We start from the raw sequence: 21,389 nt of genomic DNA, 5'->3' as shown, positions 1-21,389 counted from the left end.
AAAACGCCCTTTACGTATTGTAAAGGGCGTTTTCATTTTACTACTTTCAGCGAAACAGTTTCAACCTAAGGTTTAATTCAACTTGAAGTTAGGATTTTTTCTACGTTGGCTATATTAGAAGCCCGAATCCGCCCTCAGCTAAACTAAATTAGTTAAACTTGATTAGAAGTTGAATCCGATTTTTTCGCGAATTTCTTCCATGTTCTGCTGTGCTCTAGCGCGAGCTTTTGCTGTTCCGTCAGCAAGAATCTGCCAGACTAAGTCTGGGTTCTCGTCGAGATGAGCGCGTCTTTCGTGCATAGGAGCAAGGAAGCTAGCCATGTTCTCTGCGAGAAGTTTCTTACAGTCAACACAACCCCATGATGCGTTACGACAACCTTCTTCGATTTCAGCACACTTTTCACTGTCAGTGAGAAGCTTGTGATACGGGTACAGGTTACAAACTTCAGGATCTCCAACATCAGTTTTACGCATTCTGTTGGAGTCTGTGAGCATGCTCATAACTTTAGGGCGCATTTCTTCAGCTGATTCGCCGAGGAAAATGCCGTTGTTGTAGCTCTTGCTCATTTTGCGACCATCAAGGCCTGGAAGTTTTGCGTCTTCTGTGAGCATTGCTTCCGGTTCAGGGAAATGTTCGCCGTTGAGATGGTTAAATCTGCGAGCAATTTCTCTTGCAAGCTCAAGGTGAGGAAGTTGATCCTGACCTACTGGTACGCGCGATGGCTTGTACATAAGAATGTCGGAAGCCATAAGTACCGGATATCCGAGGAAACCGTATGTGGCCAAATCTTTCTGGCTGAGTTCCTGACGAATTTCTTTATATGTAGGATTGCGTTCAAGCCAGCCAACTGGTGTCAGCATGGAAAGAATCAGGTGCAATTCAGCGTGTTCTTTGACTTCGGACTGATGGAAAATTGTGCATTTTTCAGGATCAAGTCCCGCTGCAACCCAGTCTTTTACGAGTTCTGGAACAAATCCTTTGATACGTCTGGGATCTGTGTATTCGCTGGTCAGTGCATGCCAGTCAGCAACGAAGAAAAAACATTCGTTGTCTTCCTGAATTTTTAACCAGTTAACTAGGACTCCGAAATAATGTCCTAAATGAAGGCGACCCGTAGGTCTCATACCTGAAACGATGCGATTGTTTATTTTGCTCATGGTCCGACAGTAAGTTTAGTGTTTTAGTAGAGTAGCAGTTTGTAGAAAAAGAATATTGCAGGGCTGATAATTTTTCCGAGAAGCCCGAGAACTGCTAGCAAGATTACAATGATAAAGCCGTACTTAAACGACATGTATTTATAAGCTAATTCGGGTGGTAGGAATCCGGCAAGGATTTTACTACCGTCTAATGGTGGAAGAGGAATTAGATTAAAAAAGCATAGGGCTAAATTTATGATTACGCCTGATTTTGATATTAACGCTACTGGCTCAACTACTTTCAGCATAGTTGGAGAAAGTCCGTTCAGGTCGAGGCCAATCAACCCTTTAAGTATCATGGCAAATAAAATAGCAAGAATCATGTTGGCACCGGGGCCAGCAAGGGAGACAAGCATCATGTCCCGCTGAGGATTCTTGAAATAGGAAGGGTTGACGGGTACAGGCTTTGCCCAGCCTATCATGCGGGTCATAACCAGTGCCAATGTACCCAAGGGGTCTAGGTGCTTTAAGGGATTTAAAGTCAACCGTCCCGCATTCTTAGCTGTAGGATCACCAAGCAGGTACGCGACATAGCCATGCGCAGCCTCATGGCAAGTGATTGCCAGAAGGAAGGGGAGAGCTAGTATGCTTATTTCTTTGATTGTATTTGCGATGTCGAACATTGGTATCCGTTTGTTCGCTTATTTGAAGGGAGAAAATAAATGGCAGGCCAGGAGGGATTCGAACCCGCAACATCCGGTTTTGGAGACCGGCGTTCTAGCCGTTAGAACTACTGGCCTGCATTTATGAAGCTCTTCTTACGAAGAAGTCATGTGGGTGCTATCACGAACTTTCAGCATGGGCAAGAAAAAAAGGAACCTATTTTTCATAGGCTCCTTATATTTTGCAATAAAAAGGTTGATTATATTAATCCAAATTCAGTTCGTTACCCTTGGTAAGGGCTTGAACTACCTTTTCCTTAAGCTCACTTAAGTCGACAGATTTAACAACATAATGATCAGCAGCAATGGATTTTAAATCATGCTTGAAACTGTCATAGGCTGTACTTAGGATTACAGGAAGATTCTGATCTTGCTGCCGTATCTCTTGAAGTAAGTCTAGCCCAGACCTGTTAACACCTAGCTTAATGTCAAGTATTACAAGGTTTGGAGACTCTCTTTCAATGACTGCAAGGATGTCTTCTGCACCGTCGGATGTTGCAACAGCGTATCCTTCGGCCTTCAGTTCTTCCTTGTAAAGCATCCGTATATGTTTCTCATCATCAACGACTAAAATTGTAGGCTGAGTCATATTCAACTCCTTTAAAGTCTTAATTCACTTTCCTACTTTAGTTTAACATTTAACTTTTGGTCAACAGGAATTAATTGTTTTTGTGTACTGACTGCTGAAATTTTGTACAAAAAATATGAAGTGATTATAAAGTTTAATAAAACTAAGGCATTGTTAAATTCCATTTTATGTACTCCTCTAAAGGCTATTTGAATAAATTATTTTTATTCACCTTATGAATTAGGCAATGTTTTTTACATTACTATCTTACATATAGCACAAAAAGAGCGATTCTGCCTGTTTCTTGGTAACCAAAAGTCATTTTTTTTAAGACCTGAATTTTATTTCACAAAATATTGTCTTTTTATATGATGGAAAAGCTTGATGAAAGCTGGCTTAAGATATAAATCCCATTGCTCTGGTATGAAGATTTTTTTAACTAAATAATTAGAAAGAAACTTAAGGAGTCTGCTGATGATTATAGTCAGACTTGAGCCTGAAGATAAGATTGATACCTATCCAAAACTAAATACTGTGCAGCAATTGCTTAATAAGTATGACCTTTTTTATACTGATGCTTTAGTCATTAGAGATGGTGAGCTTTTGACTCAGGATCGTAAACTTAATGATGGCGATGAAATTACTTTGAGAAAAGTCATTTCTGTCGGGTAAAGAATATGAAATGTAAAGTATGTAAAGCTGAGGCTGTGGTCGGGCTTCCAAGTCACAATACGGCGTTTTGTGCTGTCTGTTATGATAAGTTTTTTATGAAGCAGGTTTCGGAAGGAATCCGCAAAAAGAAACTTCTGGAAGCTGACGATAAAGTTCTGGTTGCTCTTTCCGGTGGCAAGGATTCTTTAGGGCTGATGTATGCTCTATCTGAACTTGGCTACAATGTAACAGGTCTTCACATTGATTTGGGTATTTCCGATTCTTCGCGAAAGGCTCGCTCTGTTGTTGAGGATTTTTGTAAAGAGAAGGGGTACGGGCTTAGGGTTGTTGAGCTTGAGAAAGAGGGCGTTCCTATGCCTTTGATTAAGAAGCATATCAATCGGCCCATTTGCTCTGTTTGTGGGAAGTTTAAAAGACATTATTTCAATAAAGTTGCGTTTGAAGAAGGATATACTGCACTAGCTACAGGGCATAATCTTGACGATGAAGTTGCAAGGCTTTTCGCAAATACATTGCGCTGGGATCAGGCTTACTTGTCAGATCAGGGGCCGGTGCTTCCAGCCGAAAACGGGTTCGCTAAAAAAGTCAAACCTTTGTACAGAGTTTCAGAGTTTGAGTCCGCTAACTTTTCATTCTTGAAAGGTATTCCTTACCATCATTTGCCATGTCCTTATAGTAAAGGCGCAAGTTTTACCGGTCACAAGATGATCTGGAGAAATCAGGAAATTCGCAGCCCCGGCTCTAAGCGCGCGTTTTATGGTGGTTTCCTAGAGCGTGGGCAGCCTGCTTTTGCCGCGATACATGAAGGCAAAAAGGATTACGAGGTTAAGCCGTGTACTAAGTGTAACTGCCCCACATCTGTAGGTGTTTGTGGTGTGTGTAGAGTGCGTGAGCAGCTAGATGATGCTCTTATGGCTAGCAACGAATGATGATTCCTAAGGTCTCAGTAACAATGCCCTGCTACAATTGTGAAGCTACTGTTGGGCAGGCTCTTGAGTCCATTTTGAGCCAGACTTTAGAAAATTTGGAATTGGTGGCGGTTGATGACGGTTCCAGTGATCAAACCGCTGCCATTCTTAAAGAATATGCAAGCAAAGATTCGCGGGTGAAACCGCTGTTTCTTGAACACCAAGGGGTGGTTGGGGCGGCAAATGCTGCCATTGAAGGTTCGCAAGGGCAATATCTAGCACGTATGGACGCTGATGATATAGCTATGCCCCGCCGCATGGAACTGCAGGCAGGTCTATTAGATTCTGATCCCGAATTGGGGCTTGTGGCTAGCCGGGTCGCTTTTGGTGGAGACCGCGAAAAGTGTGCAGGGTATGCCCATTATGTAGACTGGATTAATACCGTGATTACGCCTGAAGCGATTTCTCATAATCGCTTTGTAGAATTTCCTTTCGCCAATCCTTCCATTATGATGCGCCGCGAGTTTCTCGCTAAGCTTGGCGCGTTCCGTGACGGGGATTTTCCGGAAGATTATGAATTGGCACTCCGCTGGCTCGAGGCTGGCGTAAAGATGCAGAAAGTCGATGAAGAGCTTTTGGTCTGGAATGATCCGCCAGAACGATTATCGAGAAATCACTCCAAATATACCGTGGATGCGTTTTATCGCATCAAAAGTGAATATCTTTATCGCTGGCTGGTTAAACACAACTCGCATCATCCAAAGGTAGCTGTGATTGGCTCTGCACGGACTTCTCGTAAGCGTTATCGTTTACTTGAGGACTTCGGGGTGGAGACTGCTTTTTATGTGGATGTAGATCCGCGCAAAATTGGCAAAGATATTCACGGATGTAAGGTTATACATCGTGATGATGTGCCTCCTCCGGGCGAGGTCTTTTTGTTATCCTACGTTGCAAGTCGCGGGGCTCGTGAGGAAGTTGCAGAGTTCCTTGAAGCACGCGGTTACGTGGTAGGCAGGGATTACCTTTTGGTCTCCTGATCTGAAATACTATTCAGTGCGTTTAAAATTTGCTTTTAATAAAGTCCGTGATTGATTTGATCGCGGATTTTTTTTGTGGGTGATTATTAGCTTCATCGTCATCCCACCAGTCGAGATCTCTGAATTCGATTGGTAGACGCAAAGTTAAAAATGGGATGAAAAAGCCTACGACATTCTTTTTTGATGCGGCGCTGGCTGAATCGAAATGGAAAAAAACTTCACCGATGAACCATGCTTTATCTTTTTGATAAGCAGGTTCTGACGGGCGTATATACATGAAGTTAGGGTCCATTTCTGAGTCTATACCAGTGTCTTGAAAGCTAGCAAAAATGGCTAGGACCTGCTCGCGTATATCTTTATCACCATAGACATCTACGATGAAGGTGAACTTCAAAAAACCAGTATCTGGTGTGTGGTTATGGCGTGATATTTTGAGAACACCAACTTTTTTACGGCTTTCATCATCATCAAGGAAGAGGTCGAAGGCACTGAATCCGATAAAATTTTCTGATCCACGGAGTTCTTCCAATTGTTTTTCTATTTCTGCGGTGCTGTCGTCCATTTGTATTCCTGAAATGTTGAAAGTTTAGATAAAAACAGCCCGACTGCTAAAAACAGAAGGGCTGTTTCATGCCTATTAGCTCAAAGAGTTATTCTTTACTTTTCACTTTGTCACTATCTACATCTGCGGATTCCTGCACATTTGCAGTATCTTCCTCAGGCAAGGTTGTAGCGTCAAAAACATTGCGTGAACTTTTTCGAACCATGTGGAATATCGCAAAAACGATGACCAGCATGATTATTAAGGCTTCTACTCCTTCTCCTGTCATAGCTATCTCCTTTGGTAAATCACTGTATCGTATTTAAATACCCATATATCTAATGCGAGTGTCCGTGGCCGCTTTCGCCCTTTAGCATTGAAGATATTTTGGGAATAGCGATTAATGCGAGAAGCACTATAGCGCAAAGTGTGTACAATATCCCGTGCGTGTCTTCCGCTCCGCTTTGTACCCAGTTTGTTATACTGAGTCCGAGGGAATAGTACAGCCAGTTGGTCAACATGCCAAGGGCAAGTGAGCAAACAATAATGGTGCCTAAGTAAATAAATGCAGAACGCTTACCAAGAAGCTTGGCAACGACTGTGAACGAGGCTGCATTGGTTGCGGGGCCTGCGAGTAAGAATACCAGCGCCGCGCCGGGAGAAAGCCCCTTAAGAGCAAGTGCCGCGGCAATCGGCGTTGAGGCTGTTGCACATACGTAGAGCGGGATGGCCGCAGCCAGCATTATAAGTAGCGGCAGAAATCCATCACCGAGGTTCTTTTCGATAAACCCATCAGGAATGAGTGCTCCGAACATACCTGCCAAAATAACGCCTACTATAAACCATGATCCGATGTCTTGAAGCAGGTTGCCGAAAGAGTACTGCATTCCACTGGTGAGCTTAGCTTTGAAAGTTAAAGGCTTCGCGCTATCACCGCAACCGCAGCCCTCGCAACTGCTTGGGTCAGAACAACTTTGTTCGCTTTCATGGCTATGGTTGTGTTCCTCACCGTGAGTGTGATCATGATCGTGTGCGTGACCATGTTTGTGATCGTGCTCAAAAAGAACCGCGTCAGGAATTAATTGTGGTGTTGTTCCATTCTTTTTCTCATTTCTATCGACCATAATTCCGGCAATGACGGCGGTCATAAATGCCGAAACAGGACGCAGAATAGTCATTATTGGGTCGAGTAGGGCGTATGTAACAGCAATTGAGTCTACACCTGTTTCCGGTGTGGATATTAGGAATGAGGTTGTTGCACCCTTGCTTGCCCCTTGTTCCCTTAGCTGAGCTGCTGCGGGAATAACACCGCAACTGCAAAGTGGAATTGGAATACCAAACAGCGATGCTTTAAATATATCTGATGTTCTGCCGGACCCTAGGTTTTTAGAAATGAATTCAGGCCCTACAAAAGCCTTAAGTAGTCCTGCCACGAAGAATCCGAAAAGCATAAACGGGGCAGATTGAAGTAGTACCTGCCAAGACTCAAATGCAATTCTTGATAAAATATCGATCATTTATTTCTCCTGTCGGTGGCGCATCCATCTTCAGTAAGATGAGCCAGCGCAGTTTGTATGATTGTTTCAACATGGTCATCTTCAAGCCTGTAAAAAGCCTTACGTCCGTGTTTTTCACAGCGAACCATTCGCGCTGTGCGAAGGATTCTGAGTTGATGTGAAATAGCGGAATGACTCATATTCAAAAGCTCTGCGAGGTCACATACACACAGCGTACTAATAGATAATGCGTGCAATATGGATACTCTGACGGGGTCGCCGAGAATCTTAAAAGTTGCTGCGATATCTTCCATTATCTGCCGTGAGCAGGCTTTGTTTCTAACAATCTCAATAGCATCAGGATTTGGGTTGTGTCCCTCACATGTGTCTTTTTCTATATTCATTTGAGTTCCTTTAAATGTTTATATGTGAACATGTGTTCATATATTAACCACAAGGCGAGTCGCGTCAATAGGGACTCGCCTTAAAAATTATGAAAAATAGGAAACAATTAAAGATAATAATTTGCTGATCCTAGTAAAATTATATAATGTTTCATGAAATTTCTAATCGAAGCTTAGTGGATAATTAACATATTAATATTAATTTCGAGGATTGTGATGAAAAAAGTTTCTGTTTTAATTTTGTCATGCATGCTGACGCTTTTATTGGCTCCTGCTGTATTTGCCGCACCGAATAGCGGTGACGAACAAAAAGTGGATGTTGCAGATGAACTCATCACAATGGCATGGCTTGATCGTCTTAAAATTGAAAGTGAAGATAAGGCTTTTAGGTTAAAGTTGGGCGGAACTTTTTCTTTTGACTGGGGACAAATCAATGAAGATTACAGAGTCGCTTCAGTTTATGACTCTGTTCAGGATCACAAACAAGAAGTCAGGTATGCTAAACCGTTAATTGATTTAAAATTATATGATGATTACGATTTTAGAGTCCAGTACGAGTTTGTAGGTACGCGAGGACAGTTCCTCGATGTATGGGGACAGGCCAAAAATATTCCTTATGTTGGAAGCTTAAAAGTGGGGCATTTCAAAGAGCCATTTTCCATGGCAATCCTTACCGGAGATACGGGGGATACGATGATGGAATATGCGTCTTCGTCAGTATTCTCTCAGTCTCGAAATGTAGGTGTTCAACTTTCAAATACTTATTTGGATGGAAGAATTAATGCTGCTGCGGGGGTATTTAATAAAGCCGCATATATGGATGATTCCTTTACCAATGGAAACTCCGGTGTCGACTTAACTGGTCGTGTAGGCTGGCGCCCGTATCAAGAAGATGACGGACGCAAGTTAGTTCATCTTGGTTTAGGCTACTCTCACCAATTTCTTGACGGAACAGAGCAATCCTCTTCTTTTTCTCCTAAAGTTGGCTCAAATCTTTCCACAATTAAACTGACTGGTACTGGGTCAATGGTTGCTGATGGACAGGACTTATTTAACTTTGAGCTTGCAGGTGTGTGGGATCAATTCTGGATTATGAGTGAGCTAAGCACAGCTTATGTGGATAGAAAAAGTGATAAAGATGCTCTTTTTTACGGTTACCATGTTGATGTCGGGTATATAATTACAGGCGAAACCAAGCCTTTCAAATCTAGTAATGCAGTGTTCGGGGCCATAGTTCCTGATAATCCTTTTAATCCTTTGAAAGGGGGATGGGGGGCATTAGAAGTGGCTTTGCAATATGCTCATACCGATTTGAATGATTCCAGCGCTGATATTAAAGGCGGCGTTCAGGATAATATTGGTGTAGCTCTCAACTGGTTTTTGAATTCTCACACTCGTGTTGCTGCTAACTATATACATGCAGGTGTTTCAGATAGAGAAAATTCTTCTCTGACGGATGGTGAGTTGGATATTTACCAATGCAGGATTTCGTTTTACTTCTAGTATGAAGTTTTTTCTTGTAAAAGGGAGAGGCTAATGGATTTCTCTGAGAAGAAAATAAATATAGTTTTTATAGAATCAGCATTAATTGATTTAGTGCCGATTCTAATTGAAACACTCTCTAAAGAGTTGGCCGACATGGAAATTTTGTTACGAAGTGGAAAGCTTGCTGATTTGCAGGATCTTAATCATTCTTCACGCGGGGCTGCGCTGACCTACGGTTTCGACGATTATGCTGAGATTTTAATTGTTGTTAAGAAGGCTGTGCAATGTGGTGATAGAGAAGGTGCGAGAAGCCTTCTCGGTCAACTGCGAAATATGTTGGGAACAGTAGAATTCAGGTCGCTCGAGTAGAGCTGCTTTTTAATTGCATCCGCTACAAAATAGTTTTTTTGCAGAGCTGGCTTTAGTGCGCCTATCAGGAGCATTTTTGTCGCGGTACTTATCCCCTTACTTCCACTTTCTCTTGGTCCAGCTATGTTTAGCACTTTTATCTGTGTTGCTTTAAGCCATGCAAGGAGAGTTGAATCCGTTGCTGGGGAGTCGATAGGAATTACAGCCAGAGGTTTATTGTGTTTTTTAGCAAGCCGTATAGTCAGGGCTGTTCCCTTTGATTTTAATTTTCCAGGAAAAACTAACGTCCCATCTGAATCAAGAACATTCTGTTCCGTTCTCTTCCAGTATTGACTAGCAGCCATTTCGCTGAGTTTATACTTAGCTGGTATTTTGCCGTCTTCAGCTTTCCTTCCTCCGGGGCACCATCCACCATGCGGAATTCCTAAGTGTATCGCCGCATCTAAGGCTCCACGGTCAACGCCTGTTTGCCCTCCAGATATTATGGTGAATCCTTTAGGCAGGATAAATGGCTCGGCTTGAAAGGACTCTGCTTCTATAAGCAGCAATTCTCCGCAATTGGGACATCTGACTCTTACAAAGCTACTAATCAGAGCTGGTATGAGATCAAAAGCATCCAGTGGGCCTGTCCATGAACATCTGTTGCACGACTTATATTCTTCAGTTTCATACGTTGCGGGTATTTCCATAGCAGTAGCTATATCAGTTGTCAGGTATTATGACAAGCTGTACATCTGGTACTCTAGATATTTTATCAAGATCCAAAGTTGTACTTATTTTAGCTGGTATAAACAAAGTCCCTTTAAAGCCTGAGGATATTTGGTTCCATAATTCAGTAGGGGCGCAGTAATTTATTTTTCCAGGACAGATAACGAGTAAGTTTTGAACTGGGTCAACAGCTTCTTTGCCCAGCACCATGCATGGATCTGTCATGATTAAGTCTTCTTGGAGCATTCCGTGGATAGTCTCAATCAATCTCTTATCATCAATCGGCTTAATGAGAGCTGCATCTCCACCTGCTTGCTGACCTTCGGCCAGTGCACTGATGACAATAACCGGAATATGGCGGGTTGAAGGGTCAAGGCGAAGTTGTCTGATGGCTTCTGCCCCGTCCATCTTTGGCATTTTAAGATCCATCGTTATAAGCTGCGGCATCCGTGTTTTAGCTTTTTGAACAGCGTCAACGCCATCAACTGCAGTTATTATTCTATAGCCTTCCTCTTCCAGTATTTGCGAAAGGAATTCATTCAGCGCGGGATCATCGTCAGCAACAAGGATCAACGGACTATCTTTTTTCCCGGGCCGTCTGCCTACAGAGTTTATTGCAACAGCAGAAGGTATCTGGTTTACGCTTACGTCCTGAAGTCCTTTAGACAAAGTAAAGTGGAAAGAACTTCCTTCGCTGAATTTGCTATCAACCCAGATTCGCCCATTATGATGCTCAACTATCTGTTTACAGATAGGCAGTCCGAGTCCAGTTCCCTTTGGCTTTCCGGTTAAAGTATCACCGACTTGTTTAAATCTTTCAAAAATTTTCTTTTGATCCTCAGGTGTTATTCCTGTTCCTGTGTCGCTTACGCTGACTAATATTTCACTGTCGTGGGAGCGAGCTGTACAGGTTATAGAACCCGCGCGAGTAAACTTGACCGCATTTGAAATGAGGTTGACCATAACCTGCATGATTCTGTCGCGATCTCCGAATATGGTAGGCAGGTCTTCCTCGACATCAATAATCAATTCCAGGTCCTTAGATTGCCAAAGTGGGGCAGTTGTTTGTCCCGAAAGTTTAATGACTTCTTCCATATCTATAGCGGTATTTTTCCAATCAATTTTTCCAGACTCCATTTTTGCAATATCAAGCACATCATTAATGAGGTCAGTTAAACGTTCACCCTCAGAGACAATGATACCTATATTATCCTGCACTTGATCCATAGCTCTCTGAGTTTTTACTTCTGTGGTCTGACACTGTGGATATACCGATTTATTAAGTTTCTTTTTAATGATTTTTGCAAAGCCTAAAATGGAAGTCATCGGAGTTCGCAGCTCATGCGAGACAGTTGAAATAAAGTCAGTTTTTAGATTATCAACTTCTTTTTCATATGTAATATCTCTTACTAATATTACAGCACCAAGGCACTGTAAGGAACCGTCTTTAGGGTTTTTTTTGTGGATAGGAGTTGCTACAGCTTTGCATGTGCGTCTTTTACTGAGGCTTATTTCAGAGGTGTAAACCTCATGCTCGCACCCTTTTACCAAATTGAAAAGTTGGTTCATTTCATCGGAGAAGAAGTGTTTTATTTCTTTACCTTTTACATCATTACCCTCTAAATCGAAGAGATCCGAAAGGGCCGGATTGGTGAGGGATATTTTCCCATACACATCAACCACGAGCAATCCGTCAGCCAGATTGTCCATGATTACTTCCATGTAGGTGAGAGTATCCTGCAACTCACTTGTCGCGTTCGTTACAGCTCTTTCAAGGCCAGCAATGATCGTCGTAAGTTCGGACGCCATATTTTGCATTGTATCGGCAAGAAGTCCTATTTCGTCTTTGGAAGTTATATCTACTGAAGCCGTAAAGTCATGATTTGCAAGTTTTTTGGCATATTCCGTCAATTTATTAAGCGGTTCAGATATTCGGTTTACGGTCATATACAGCAGAAATACACTGGCCCAGAATATAAAAAACATTACCACTTGTAATTTAGCGATAGCAATCCACACGTACTTTGTGATTAATTCTTTATCCATCCCGACGTGGACGTATCCTGCCATTCCGGCAAGAACAGGCTTGGTAATATCTATTACGGTGCCTGCTTCCGGAAGTTCTATTTCTCTTACAGATATTTCGTCGGGATGTGTGCTGCTGTGTTTAAGTTTCTCAGGAATGCAGGGAACAAAGGTATGCGATATTATTTCCCCGTTATCGTCTTGAACATATACGTAGGCCGCACCGTCGATTGTTTTAAATTGATCAATCATGGACTGGATAGTGGACGCATCTCTATTGAGCAAAATCTCTACGCTGGAGCTAGCAATACTGCTGGCGATAGCCTTCCCTTTACTGATGTATTCATCGACCATATGATTATAGAGGGTAAGCGCGGACATCAATGACATCGATATTGAGATCACTCCGAACAACGCAAAGTTCAGGAGTATAGTCTTTTGGAATATTTTTGACATTCTCGTTTTAATTGTCATTTGCTCCACCTCTTCCAGTTTATAAGCGGTACGAATTTGTCGTCTGAAACAGTGGTGTAGTATATCTTGTCAAGCCCCTGATGCTTTCCACGCCCGAAGTTTATGTCTGTACCTATTCCGATATTCAGGTTGCGTATGGATAATGTTGCCGCGTAGAGACTTCCATAGTGTTCGCGGAGCATCATACGTTCGATTACTTCGGTCATTACTTTGGCAGTTAAGTACCCTTCGAAGCTGATAAAGCTGAATTGCAGAGGCTTATACCCCTTTCCAAATCCTTCTGGTGGAGCCGGAGGAGTTTCTGTCATTACTTTTCTGTAGTCGCGGACGGCACTCAGAGAAGTGTCTTCATAACTTGGAACGGTCTGAGAGTTTATCAGGTTTTCAGTGTAATTTTTGCCGGTTTTCGTTTCATGATCCGACAGGTGCTGCAGCATGTTTTCGCTGCCGACGAAAGATAGGTTGCATATTGGAATATTTAGCCCGGCGTCTCTCGCATCTCTGATAAAAGCCGCGCTGGCTGCGTATGCTCCAACTATGATAATGGCGTCAGGCTTTGCTTCAGAAAGTATTTCAACTTGACGATTCATAGATTCTTTAAAATTAGCACCTCTTTTATAGGTGGCTTCAGCTACTATTTTCAGGTCATTTTTGTTTAGCGCTGTCCTTATTCCATCCCAACCACTGCGGCCGTAGGCATCTGCCTGATATAAAACCGCGATTCGCTTTCGTCCTATTTCTAATAAATTATGCACTAGTCCCCACGTCTCTTGTCGATAAGAGGCGCGAAGGTTGAATACATATTCTTCGTAGGGAAATTCCCTTTGAGGCTGGGCTCCGGTGAATGGAAAAAAGAGGAAGACAGGTCTATTTGCATTAAAGTGCTTAATGACAGGGAGCACTCTTGTTACTGTAGGGGTTCCTACATAGTTGAACAAACATAGAACATTATCTCTTTCAATTAATTTGATTGTATTTCTGATTGCAGGGAGAGGGTTGTAGCCATCATCGTAATACTTGATGACAACTTTGTGCCCGAGGATTCCTCCCGCCGCGTTAACTTGGTCGAAATATGCCTGCGAACCTCTGAAGACTTCAATTCCGAGGCCTCTGCTTGGTCCGGTGAAGGCTGCAGACATTCCTAGAAGAATAGGTTTCAGTGTTGCTTTTGAATCGGCAGCTCTAGCTGGAGAGCAGAGCATGACGATGGCTATCGTCATAAGGATTGTTTTGAAGTATAACTTGGTCATAACTGGGCCTTATTTAGTGTTTGTTAGATTTCTGATTCAACCCTAAAACGTAGCTTTTATATGGCTGCCAGATTAGTTTAAGTTACTTCTTGGAATTTTGCAGAATCTTGGAGATGTGGGGCGATCAAGGTTAATGGAGTCAGCTCCGCGCTCGATCTCAAGTATATTGCTGATGAAGAGGTCAACCATATTTTTGTTAAGCTTTCCTTCGCTTGCCTCTTCTGCGAGGATTTTCAAAGCACGGGCTTGCGGGGTAGCTGGTTTGTAATGCCGCTCCTGAGTGATCGCGTCATAGATGTCAGCAATAGCTATGATCTGGCTTTGAATAAGAATTTCGTCACCCTTAAGAGCCGCAGGATATCCTGATCCATCTAACCTTTCATGGTGCTGGCCAATTATCGTAAGCAGATCGGACAGGTCGTCATGGAAGGGGATATGTTCTAATATTCTCTGACTTTCAATGGGATGACGTTCTATCTCAATCCTTTCTTCCGCAGTAAGATTACCTTTGCGAACAAGCAGGCATTCCCGCTCATCTGGGTGGAGTAGGTGGATGGAAGAACCGTTAATTTTGAATTTGATATCGCTTATACTGTGAATGAAATCTAAATCTTCCTGATGTGGGCTTAAGGAAAGGTTGATCTGTTTTAACCTTTTGTAATCATGCTCCCATTCCTTTTGGTTATGAATGCCAAAAAGTTTCATACGCATTCCGATAATGTCCAGCATCGATTTCGGGAGACGTGTTTTTTTAGTGAGCACTTCTTCTTTTATGCCTATCTTCCCAATGTCATGGAGAATTCCGGCATAGAGAATTTCTCTAAGCTGTTCATCTGTGAAAGATATATCTGTGAAATGATTATCGTCTTGAGATAGTAACCGAGAAAAAGAAACGGCTAAGTAAGCAACCCTTTCAGAATGTCCTGCTGTGAATGGATCTCGCGCATCAATTGCTTCAGTAAGGGCTTTTAGAAGCGCGTCCATGAGAACTCTGATGGATTCAAAGTTATAAGCGTTACTGATGGAAATTCCAGCAACTGAGGCGAGTGTTGCAACATGTTTTAGATGCGAAGCGTTAAAAGAGTTAATGTTCTCAGATGTTAAAATCAGTACACCTTCACATATATTTGGTGACGGGATGGGCATGATTAGCAGCGATTTTATGTTGTTGCATAGTTTCGATCCGCAGCGGCAATCCAGCTTCACATCATTAAGTATCTCGCCACGCAGGCTAGCTATGATATCCTTAAAAAGAGAACATTCAACCAGATCTTCAAATGTGTCTGCGCGGACAGCGCCGAAGCTGTCAAAAATTGTAAATCCATTTTCTTCTGGCAGATACACAGCACCCATATTGGCTGGTAATGCGGAGGATCTGCACTCTTGAATAAGAGCACTGATAACATCTTTTAATCTAAGAGAATTGTTTAGCTCAACGATAGACCTGTGCAGTAGAGATAGCTCACGGTATTTGGCTAAAGTTTCCTTTCCCAGCATACGTCTGGATGATTCAGATTCTATGTGGTTGGCAATGGCGTACGCTGTGAAGTCGAGCACAGCTTTTATTTGTTCGAGCTCTTTTTCAGATATTTCATCAAAATTATTAAGTGAGAGACCAATGTGGAGATCTTCGTTGGCAGGGTTTTTTATGTAGGTTAAAATTGTTTTTTCAGAAATAGGAGGTAATTGCGACTTGCAAAAAATAGGAATGCTCCCGATGTACGCGCATAGGGTAGAACCTTGAGGCAGTAGCCGAGCAGCCTTTTCAAAAAAAGCATTCAACTTTTTAGGTTTAAGGAGTTTCTTAAGACGTGCTTCCGGCTTTAAGTAAGCATTCATAGAAGTTGTCAGCTTTTAATCTGTAAAATTGTTTTTGCAACTTCCAGAATCTCATCAGGATCAAAAGGCTTGGTCATATATCTTTCAGCTCCAAGTTCGAGTCCGTGCTTTCTGTCTACTTCCTGCCCTTTTGCTGTTAAAAGGATTATTTTAACATCTTGTAAGTTGGAATCTTCTCGAACTTCCTGACAAACTTCATAGCCGTTCATGTAAGGCATCATAATATCTAGAAATACTAGATCTGGTTTTTCCTCACGAATAACATCAAGCCCTTCTTCACCGTTTTCAGCGGTCAGAAGCTCAATGTCGTAGTCATCTTCCAGTTCTTCTAAAGTTTGTTCTAGAAGCATTCTGATGTGAACTTCATCGTCCACAACTAGAATTTTTCCGCCCATGAGTACTCCTTTGTTTTGCCAAAACAGGATTATATTTACATGTTGTTTTCGTGCTCTGCAAGGGGTAGTTTTATATAAGAGGAATTAATTGGACAATAGGGTGCCGGATGTAATAATTATATGGTGTTATCTTCGGATGTCAGGGGACTTAAGGACGTTCTTTTGTGTGGACATTGCCATTTATTTGTTTGATTTTGTAATCACTTTTGCGTGCACTGCTTAAGAGGTGGATTGAGAATATGTTATGATACAATCAAAAGTTGATTCTAGATTTTTAGGATCCGTCAAACAATCCTTTTTTGTTTTTCCTGATATTCCGAAGTCAGTGCAACATTTTTTATGGGGGCTGGCTGCTTTTATTGCGTGCTATTATGTAGTTTTGCTCTGGAATAAATTTAAAGTTTTCTCTTTTTTTAAGGGGTTGGTAAGTGGCGCGTTTTCTTCTTCCACAAGGACGACAAAAAAGACCAAAAAGGCGGAAAAAAAATCAGTCAGTAGTTCCAGTGGCAAGGAAGTAAATAACGGAGGGATGAAAGTCTCTTCCGATCAGGAAGTTTTGGACTGGTTAGTTATGACCAAAGCTTCCTTTGATGTTTCTGTTGAGCGGGCTGGGCAGCGAACACTTGCAGCTGTTGTAGAGGTTACTGGTTTAGATGGTTTGGATGTTTTTGTTGTAATAAAAGATGCGATCACGGACTCTTTAATAACACCCGGTGCGAAAGTTAAGTGCATATTTGCTGAACTCCAAAAGGGTGAGAAAAAGGTTAATGCGTTTGTAGGAACCATTAAAAGTTTGTCTGAAAACGGTGGAATGGCTATCACTCGTAAGTCTGCATTTGGATTTATTAGGCGCCGAGCATTTTCTCGGAGAAAGGTTGCTGACCAGCGGTTTATAAAAGTTAAGGTGTGGCGGCTTGACGATGATGATTTCGATGTAGATTTTATTTTGGATAATATCGAGCCTGAGATCTTTATTGACAACAAAAAGGATGTTGCCGCAAATTCTAAGTCTGAGCAAATTTTAGATATATCTAAGGGAGGGCTTGCTCTTTTGGGTACAATCAGGGACGGCGGAAGCATGATGTCCCGAAATGATAAACTTTTACTGTGCATGCTCATTTACCAACCTAAGCGGAAAACTTTTGATCCCCATCTTATTTTTTGTGAAGCTCGGGCAGCTAATTCGGCCGGAGAAGGTCTTATCCGGCTCAGCTTTCAATTCTTGAGAAGTCTTAAAATTCCACCGCGCAAACGATCCACTCTATTTAAAGGACAGGCTGTGATGGCAATGAACCTTGCTCAATCAGCTAAGGGAAAGAAATAATGAAAAGGATTTTATTACTGGTTCTTTTTTTGCTGTTTTCTTGCGACCAAGGCGTTTCTGTTGTTGTTCATGAGGACAAAAATCCAGGCGTCTTTCCTGATAAAGTTGTTTTAGGTTCTTCATTGGCTCTTGAGGGTCATGCCAGCTACCTTGGAACTCAAACCCTTCATGGCGCGTTGGCCTATATTAATAAGGTTAATGAAGATGGTGGGGTGCACGGGCGACAACTTGAACTTGTGACATATGATGATTCCTATGACCCGCCTAAGTGTCTTATAAATACTCAGCGTTTAATTATTGAGGACAAAGTTTTTGCTTTGTTCGGCTATGTGGGAACGCCCACAACTGTAAAGGTTTTACCGTTGGTCGAGGCTGCCCGCATACCTTTACTGGGAATGTTTACTGGAGCCAACGCATTGAGAAAGCCTTTTAACCGCTATGTTATCAGCGTAAGGCCATCGTATTACAAAGAGACTAAAGAAGCTGTACGCCATATGGTGCAGGATTTGGGGCTGACTAAAATTGCGGTTTTTTATCAGTATGATGCTTTTGGCTTTGACGGGCTGACCGGGACTGAGCTGGCCCTGAAAGATCTCGGTCTGGAACCTGTTGCGCGTGGTTCTTATACGAGAGGATCTCTCGACGTTGCTGAAGGCGTTGCGCGCATCAAAGATTCAGGTGCTCAGGCTGTGTTTATGATCGGAACTACTGTTCCGTGTATATTGTTTATTAAGGAGATGAATGAAGCAGGCGTTAAACCTGTTTACTATACGGTTTCTTTTATTGGCGCGCGTGAGTTTGCCAAGCATTTAGGGGATAAATCTGATGATACCGTAATTATGTCACAGGTTGTCCCTCCTTTTACTTTTTCAGGAGATGTCAAACAGTCGGAAGCTACTGAGTATATTGATATGCTTAAGAGTTCCTATCCAGACGATAATCCAAGCTTGGTCGGACTAGAAGGGTTTTTCAATGCGCGGGTCCTTGTTGAAGGTTTGCGCCGCGCCGGGCCTTATTTGACTAGAAAAAGGTTTCTTGATGCTATCGAGTCAATGGGGAATTATGATCTTGCACCGGGGGTGACTATCTCTTTTGACGGCAAGGATCATCAGGGTATGGATAAGGTTTATTTTACCCGCTTTAATGACGGTCATTTTGAAGTTCTTGATAATTGGGAACTGTTACGCCGGAGCATAGAAAAATGATACGGTTTTCCAATCTAAGCCTCAAGAATAAGATCTTTTTCTCGACTCTTGGCGTAATACTGATGATTAGCGCTGTGATTGCCCTTCTGGCGCGCGGCATTCTTGTTTCCTCCCTTACCTCGGAACTTGAACTTCGCGGAGTTGCTATTGCCCATTCTATTGCGGAGCGGGGGGGGGGGTATATTCTAGATAAAAAATATCCTGAACTGCTCAGTCTCGTTTTCGATGAAGCAACGCTTGGAGAGCGACAGCATCTCATAACGTATATCTTTGTTTTGAGTAAGGATGAGGAAGTTCTATGTCATACTTTTACAACTCCATTTCCTGAGAATCTGGACAAGGTTAATCCTGTTGCAGAGGGGGGGTATAAGTCCGTTCGTCTTATCGATTTCGGGAAAAGTTCCGCTTATGATATTGCGGTGCCTATCAAGGAGGGGCTATACCGCATCGGAACCGTTCATGTGGGGCTTAGCAAAGTTCATATTGATAAACTTGTTACAACGCTCCGCATAACTTTTCTCGGGTTTATCTCATTTGTTGTAGTTATCATATTTTTAATAAGTCACAGACTAGCCAAGTATATCACAAGTCCCATCGCAAAACTCACTCAGGTTTCAGATGAACTTTCGCGGGGTAATTTTGATATAAGTCTTGATATGTTATCGAGTGACAGTGGGTGGGATGCTTCAGAGTGTCCTGTTTATCACAATACAGATTTTCCATGCTGGCATTTTGATCAGGCTATGTTTAAAAATGATCGTGACCTAACTTCAACTCAGGATTCGCAGCAATGTCGAAACTGCCATTTTTATATTAAGCGTGCTGGTGATGAAGTTGTTCAGTTGGCAGATAGTTTTAGAAACATGGTTTGGTCCATTAAGCTCTATCGTCGCAGGCTGCGTGAGTCTGAAGAAAAATATAAGTCTATGTTTGATAGCGGACCTGATCCAATTCTTGTCATCTCCTGCGTGGATTTTAGAATTCTTGATGTTAATCCGCGGGTTAGTGAACTTTACGGCTATTCGCGCGATGAGTTGATCGGGGCGGAATTTTTGCTTCTAGGGCCTGAATCAAATGTTGAATGTATTAAGGCTTTTGAAGAATATGGCGGGCCTAGTGGATGTATATATTACCCGAAAATACTTCATCATAAAAAGGGTGGTAGCGCGGTGTATGTTAACATGCATGCTTGTCCGATTACCTATAAAAGTAGTCCTTCGATGATTGTGGCCATTGCGGATATTACAGAAATTATTGAAAAAGATGCCCAGCTAGTGCAGGCCGCCAAAATGAAATCTCTCGGCGAGATGTCTGCCGGTGTTGCTCATGAGGTTAACCAGCCGCTGAATGCAATTAAGATGGGAAGTGAGTTTTTGGCACTAATGGCGGAGCATGGGCGTGATGTTCCGGCCCATCAGCTGAGTGAAGTGGCAAATGAGGTCAGTACTCAAGTTGACCGTGCAGCTGAGATCATTAATGCGCTCAGGGCATTCGGGCGTATGGCTGATTTTAAAGTGGACAAAATTGACATAAATGCTCCTCTTAGAAGTGTGCTCACGCTTGTAACTCGCCAATTTGAATTGAAAAATATAATATTTGAAGTGGACCTTACTGAGGGGTTGCCCCATATTGTCGCACAGGATAATAGGCTACAGCAGGTTTTCTTTAATTTGGTAAATAATGCTCGCGATGCTATTTCTGAGAAGAGAGAAAAAAGCGGCTTGAATACTGAAGAACACATTAAAATAAGTACTTATGGTAAAGACCGTGAAGTCTGCGTTAGGGTTTCTGATTCTGGAGTGGGCATTACCGAAGAGGTTCGGAATAAGATTTTTGAACCCTTCTTTAGTACCAAAGAGGTAGGATATGGCATGGGTTTGGGACTAGCTATAACATATGGAATAGTGCGGGACTACAAAGGTAGAGTTGATATAGAAAGTGATGTCGGAAAAGGGGCAACTTTTGTAATTTCTTTTCCTGTTGCCAGCAGTGAAGCCTAGCTGTCTTTTATTTAGTTTTGAATAAGGGGGACATGTGAGTAAAATTTTGGTGATAGATGATGAAAAAGCAACTCTCAGTATGTTTAAGATGCTGCTTTCCGTCTACGGTCATGAGGTTCTGACTGCTGAAAATGGCGAAGTTGGAATTGAGCTTTTTGCCGCCGAGAAGCCCGATTTAGTAATGACTGACATCAAAATGCCCGGAATGGATGGCTTACAGGTTCTTGGCAAAATTAAGGCCATGTCGCCAGATGCGGAAGTGATTGTCATTACCGGGCACGGAGATATGGAACTTGCGATCAAGGCTTTAAATCTTGATGCAACAGACTTTCTAAACAAGCCTGTCAAACGGGAAGATCTCGAAAAAGCTTTGCAGCTTTCAGCGGAGCGGAAGGCATTTGTTACTGATAAGCAAGATGAAGTGCAGATTGATATCGAGGGGGACATTGCGGTTATTAACGTGATGGGAAGCCTCACTTCAAAATCAGATGTTTCTTTGAATAATGTTTTCGACAAAGCTTTTAGTAGTGGATGTCACGATTTGATTCTCGTTTTTCAAGAAAAATCTTCCATTAATGGTGGCGGGATGGATACTTTGGTTGAGTCTATTGAGAAGGCTCGCGATCATAAGTGTAAGGTACATATTGCAGGCTTATCGGACAATTTCCAGTCAGTATTCGAGTCTATGGGTATAAGTTCCATGGCTTCAATGTCTGAGACTGAGGATGAAGCAAGAAGTAAAGTGCAAGCTTCCTAGGCAATACTTACAATAAATAGCAGACACAAAAAGTCCCGCTCCGATATATTCGGAGCGGGACTTTTTTTTAGGA

21 protein-coding genes and 1 tRNA gene are annotated in these 21,389 nt (G+C 42.3%); 9 read left to right on the top strand and 13 right to left on the bottom strand.

The genetic code is table 11. The annotated features are described in order from the left end of the window. Nucleotides 1–162: 162 nt before the first annotated feature. The 4 genes from trpS to BR06_RS0102640 all read right to left on the bottom strand — a co-directional run bounded on the left by trpS (nt 163) and on the right by BR06_RS0102640 (nt 2,448). Nucleotides 163–1,158, bottom strand: a complete 996-nt coding sequence (trpS, locus tag BR06_RS0102655) for a tryptophan--tRNA ligase (protein WP_031479848.1) — start codon at nt 1,156–1,158, stop codon at nt 163–165. A 23-nt stretch (nt 1,159–1,181) separates the two neighbouring features. After that, nucleotides 1,182–1,820 (bottom strand): site-2 protease family protein, encoded by a 639-nt coding sequence (locus BR06_RS0102650; RefSeq protein WP_031479845.1) that lies wholly within the window; start codon nt 1,818–1,820, stop codon nt 1,182–1,184. A gap of 40 nt (nt 1,821–1,860) precedes the next feature. Further along, a tRNA-Trp gene (locus BR06_RS0102645) sits at nt 1,861–1,937 on the bottom strand. Nucleotides 1,938–2,064: 127 nt separating this feature from the next. Next, nucleotides 2,065–2,448, bottom strand: coding sequence for a response regulator (locus BR06_RS0102640; RefSeq protein WP_031479843.1), 384 nt, complete (start codon nt 2,446–2,448; stop codon nt 2,065–2,067). Between the two features lie 453 nt (nt 2,449–2,901). Here BR06_RS0102640 and BR06_RS0102630 point away from each other — a divergent pair, with 453 nt between their 5' ends. From BR06_RS0102630 to BR06_RS0102620, 3 genes are read left to right on the top strand one after another with little or no spacing between them, the layout of a single operon-like run. After that, nucleotides 2,902–3,099: a ubiquitin family protein gene (locus tag BR06_RS0102630; protein ID WP_031479841.1), complete on the top strand. Its 198-nt coding sequence runs from the start codon at nt 2,902–2,904 to the stop codon at nt 3,097–3,099. Nucleotides 3,100–3,104: 5 nt separating this feature from the next. After that, entirely contained in the window at nt 3,105–4,028 is a 924-nt protein-coding gene (locus BR06_RS0102625) for an ATP-binding protein (protein ID WP_031479839.1), read from the top strand. Continuing rightward, nucleotides 4,025–5,044: a glycosyltransferase family 2 protein gene (locus BR06_RS0102620; RefSeq protein WP_031479837.1), complete on the top strand. Its 1,020-nt coding sequence runs from the start codon at nt 4,025–4,027 to the stop codon at nt 5,042–5,044. Before BR06_RS0102625 ends, BR06_RS0102620 begins: the two co-directional genes overlap by 4 nt. A gap of 22 nt (nt 5,045–5,066) precedes the next feature. Here BR06_RS0102620 and BR06_RS0102615 read toward each other — a convergent pair whose 3' ends face one another. From BR06_RS0102615 to BR06_RS0102600, 4 genes are all read right to left on the bottom strand, one after another. Next, the gene (locus tag BR06_RS0102615; RefSeq protein WP_031479835.1) at nt 5,067–5,606 is read right to left on the bottom strand and encodes a hypothetical protein; all 540 of its coding nucleotides are present in this window, start codon (nt 5,604–5,606) and stop codon (nt 5,067–5,069) included. Between the two features lie 88 nt (nt 5,607–5,694). After that, a complete protein-coding gene (locus BR06_RS0102610; protein WP_031479833.1) occupies nt 5,695–5,874 on the bottom strand; it encodes a hypothetical protein in 180 nt (59 codons plus the stop codon). A 49-nt stretch (nt 5,875–5,923) separates the two neighbouring features. Continuing rightward, nucleotides 5,924–7,099 (bottom strand): SO_0444 family Cu/Zn efflux transporter, encoded by a 1,176-nt coding sequence (locus tag BR06_RS0102605; protein ID WP_456085387.1) that lies wholly within the window; start codon nt 7,097–7,099, stop codon nt 5,924–5,926. After that, nucleotides 7,099–7,485, bottom strand: a complete 387-nt coding sequence (locus tag BR06_RS0102600) for an ArsR/SmtB family transcription factor (protein ID WP_034602730.1) — start codon at nt 7,483–7,485, stop codon at nt 7,099–7,101. Before BR06_RS0102600 ends, BR06_RS0102605 begins: the two co-directional genes overlap by 1 nt. A gap of 216 nt (nt 7,486–7,701) precedes the next feature. Between BR06_RS0102600 and BR06_RS0102595 the strand changes: the two genes are divergently transcribed. Both BR06_RS0102595 and BR06_RS0102590 read left to right on the top strand, forming a co-directional pair. After that, complete coding sequence (locus BR06_RS0102595) at nt 7,702–8,988, top strand: OprO/OprP family phosphate-selective porin (RefSeq protein WP_031479827.1); 1,287 nt, start codon at nt 7,702–7,704, stop codon at nt 8,986–8,988. Between the two features lie 33 nt (nt 8,989–9,021). Then, on the top strand, nt 9,022–9,339 hold the full coding sequence (locus BR06_RS0102590) for an Hpt domain-containing protein (RefSeq protein WP_031479825.1): 318 nt from the start codon (nt 9,022–9,024) through the stop codon (nt 9,337–9,339). Here BR06_RS0102590 and BR06_RS0102585 read toward each other — a convergent pair. The 5 genes from BR06_RS0102585 to BR06_RS0102565 form a co-directional block, all read right to left on the bottom strand. Then, a complete protein-coding gene (locus BR06_RS0102585) occupies nt 9,291–10,028 on the bottom strand; it encodes a putative molybdenum carrier protein (protein WP_084153998.1) in 738 nt (245 codons plus the stop codon). The two genes, BR06_RS0102590 and BR06_RS0102585, sit on opposite strands and share 49 nt — an antisense overlap. A 13-nt stretch (nt 10,029–10,041) precedes the next feature. Next, complete coding sequence (locus BR06_RS0102580; protein ID WP_031479822.1) at nt 10,042–12,546, bottom strand: ATP-binding protein; 2,505 nt, start codon at nt 12,544–12,546, stop codon at nt 10,042–10,044. Then, entirely contained in the window at nt 12,543–13,796 is a 1,254-nt protein-coding gene (locus tag BR06_RS0102575) for an ABC transporter substrate-binding protein (protein WP_031479820.1), read from the bottom strand. Before BR06_RS0102575 ends, BR06_RS0102580 begins: the two co-directional genes overlap by 4 nt. Nucleotides 13,797–13,868: 72 nt before the next feature. Next, nucleotides 13,869–15,635 carry an HD domain-containing phosphohydrolase gene (locus BR06_RS0102570; protein WP_031479818.1) on the bottom strand — a complete coding sequence of 589 codons (1,767 nt, stop codon included), beginning with the start codon at nt 15,633–15,635 and terminating at the stop codon, nt 13,869–13,871. An 8-nt stretch (nt 15,636–15,643) separates the two neighbouring features. After that, nucleotides 15,644–16,030 carry a response regulator transcription factor gene (locus BR06_RS0102565; protein ID WP_031479816.1) on the bottom strand — a complete coding sequence of 129 codons (387 nt, stop codon included), beginning with the start codon at nt 16,028–16,030 and terminating at the stop codon, nt 15,644–15,646. Between the two features lie 244 nt (nt 16,031–16,274). Between BR06_RS0102565 and BR06_RS0102560 the strand changes: the two genes are divergently transcribed. The 4 genes from BR06_RS0102560 to BR06_RS0102545 are packed head-to-tail and all read left to right on the top strand — an operon-like array spanning nt 16,275 to nt 21,316. Further along, a complete protein-coding gene (locus tag BR06_RS0102560) occupies nt 16,275–17,354 on the top strand; it encodes a hypothetical protein (RefSeq protein ID WP_031479814.1) in 1,080 nt (359 codons plus the stop codon). After that, nucleotides 17,354–18,559 (top strand): ABC transporter substrate-binding protein, encoded by a 1,206-nt coding sequence (locus tag BR06_RS0102555; RefSeq protein WP_031479812.1) that lies wholly within the window; start codon nt 17,354–17,356, stop codon nt 18,557–18,559. Before BR06_RS0102560 ends, BR06_RS0102555 begins: the two co-directional genes overlap by 1 nt. Continuing rightward, nucleotides 18,556–20,559, top strand: coding sequence for an ATP-binding protein (locus BR06_RS0102550; RefSeq protein WP_031479810.1), 2,004 nt, complete (start codon nt 18,556–18,558; stop codon nt 20,557–20,559). The genes BR06_RS0102555 and BR06_RS0102550 overlap by 4 nt, the downstream gene beginning before the upstream one ends. Nucleotides 20,560–20,593: 34 nt before the next feature. Next, on the top strand, nt 20,594–21,316 hold the full coding sequence (locus BR06_RS0102545; RefSeq protein ID WP_031479807.1) for a response regulator: 723 nt from the start codon (nt 20,594–20,596) through the stop codon (nt 21,314–21,316). Nucleotides 21,317–21,389 lie beyond the last annotated feature (73 nt).

This window comes from Maridesulfovibrio frigidus DSM 17176, assembly GCF_000711735.1.
Classification (GTDB): domain Bacteria; phylum Desulfobacterota; class Desulfovibrionia; order Desulfovibrionales; family Desulfovibrionaceae; genus Maridesulfovibrio; species Maridesulfovibrio frigidus.
Note: the sequence above shows the minus strand (reverse complement) of the source record. Positions and strands in the feature narration are given on the sequence as shown.

Excerpts from the sequence above, each read along its gene's own strand:
- BR06_RS0102550 (WP_031479810.1), top strand. The coding sequence starts at position 18,556 with ATGATACGGTTTTCCAATCTAAGCCTCAAGAATAAGATCTTTTTCTCG.
- BR06_RS0102595 (WP_031479827.1), top strand. The coding sequence starts at position 7,702 with ATGAAAAAAGTTTCTGTTTTAATTTTGTCATGCATGCTGACGCTTTTA.
- BR06_RS0102630 (WP_031479841.1), top strand. The coding sequence starts at position 2,902 with ATGATTATAGTCAGACTTGAGCCTGAAGATAAGATTGATACCTATCCA.
- BR06_RS0102590 (WP_031479825.1), top strand. The coding sequence starts at position 9,022 with ATGGATTTCTCTGAGAAGAAAATAAATATAGTTTTTATAGAATCAGCA.
- BR06_RS0102600 (WP_034602730.1), bottom strand. The coding sequence starts at position 7,485 with ATGAATATAGAAAAAGACACATGTGAGGGACACAACCCAAATCCTGAT.
- BR06_RS0102575 (WP_031479820.1), bottom strand. The coding sequence starts at position 13,796 with ATGACCAAGTTATACTTCAAAACAATCCTTATGACGATAGCCATCGTC.
- BR06_RS0102585 (WP_084153998.1), bottom strand. The coding sequence starts at position 10,028 with ATGGAAATACCCGCAACGTATGAAACTGAAGAATATAAGTCGTGCAAC.
- BR06_RS0102625 (WP_031479839.1), top strand. The coding sequence starts at position 3,105 with ATGAAATGTAAAGTATGTAAAGCTGAGGCTGTGGTCGGGCTTCCAAGT.
- BR06_RS0102555 (WP_031479812.1), top strand. The coding sequence starts at position 17,354 with ATGAAAAGGATTTTATTACTGGTTCTTTTTTTGCTGTTTTCTTGCGAC.
- BR06_RS0102620 (WP_031479837.1), top strand. The coding sequence starts at position 4,025 with ATGATGATTCCTAAGGTCTCAGTAACAATGCCCTGCTACAATTGTGAA.
- BR06_RS0102615 (WP_031479835.1), bottom strand. The coding sequence starts at position 5,606 with ATGGACGACAGCACCGCAGAAATAGAAAAACAATTGGAAGAACTCCGT.
- BR06_RS0102570 (WP_031479818.1), bottom strand. The coding sequence starts at position 15,635 with ATGAATGCTTACTTAAAGCCGGAAGCACGTCTTAAGAAACTCCTTAAA.
- BR06_RS0102640 (WP_031479843.1), bottom strand. The coding sequence starts at position 2,448 with ATGACTCAGCCTACAATTTTAGTCGTTGATGATGAGAAACATATACGG.
- trpS (WP_031479848.1), bottom strand. The coding sequence starts at position 1,158 with ATGAGCAAAATAAACAATCGCATCGTTTCAGGTATGAGACCTACGGGT.
- BR06_RS0102610 (WP_031479833.1), bottom strand. The coding sequence starts at position 5,874 with ATGACAGGAGAAGGAGTAGAAGCCTTAATAATCATGCTGGTCATCGTT.
- BR06_RS0102560 (WP_031479814.1), top strand. The coding sequence starts at position 16,275 with ATGATACAATCAAAAGTTGATTCTAGATTTTTAGGATCCGTCAAACAA.
- BR06_RS0102580 (WP_031479822.1), bottom strand. The coding sequence starts at position 12,546 with ATGACAATTAAAACGAGAATGTCAAAAATATTCCAAAAGACTATACTC.
- BR06_RS0102565 (WP_031479816.1), bottom strand. The coding sequence starts at position 16,030 with ATGGGCGGAAAAATTCTAGTTGTGGACGATGAAGTTCACATCAGAATG.
- BR06_RS0102650 (WP_031479845.1), bottom strand. The coding sequence starts at position 1,820 with ATGTTCGACATCGCAAATACAATCAAAGAAATAAGCATACTAGCTCTC.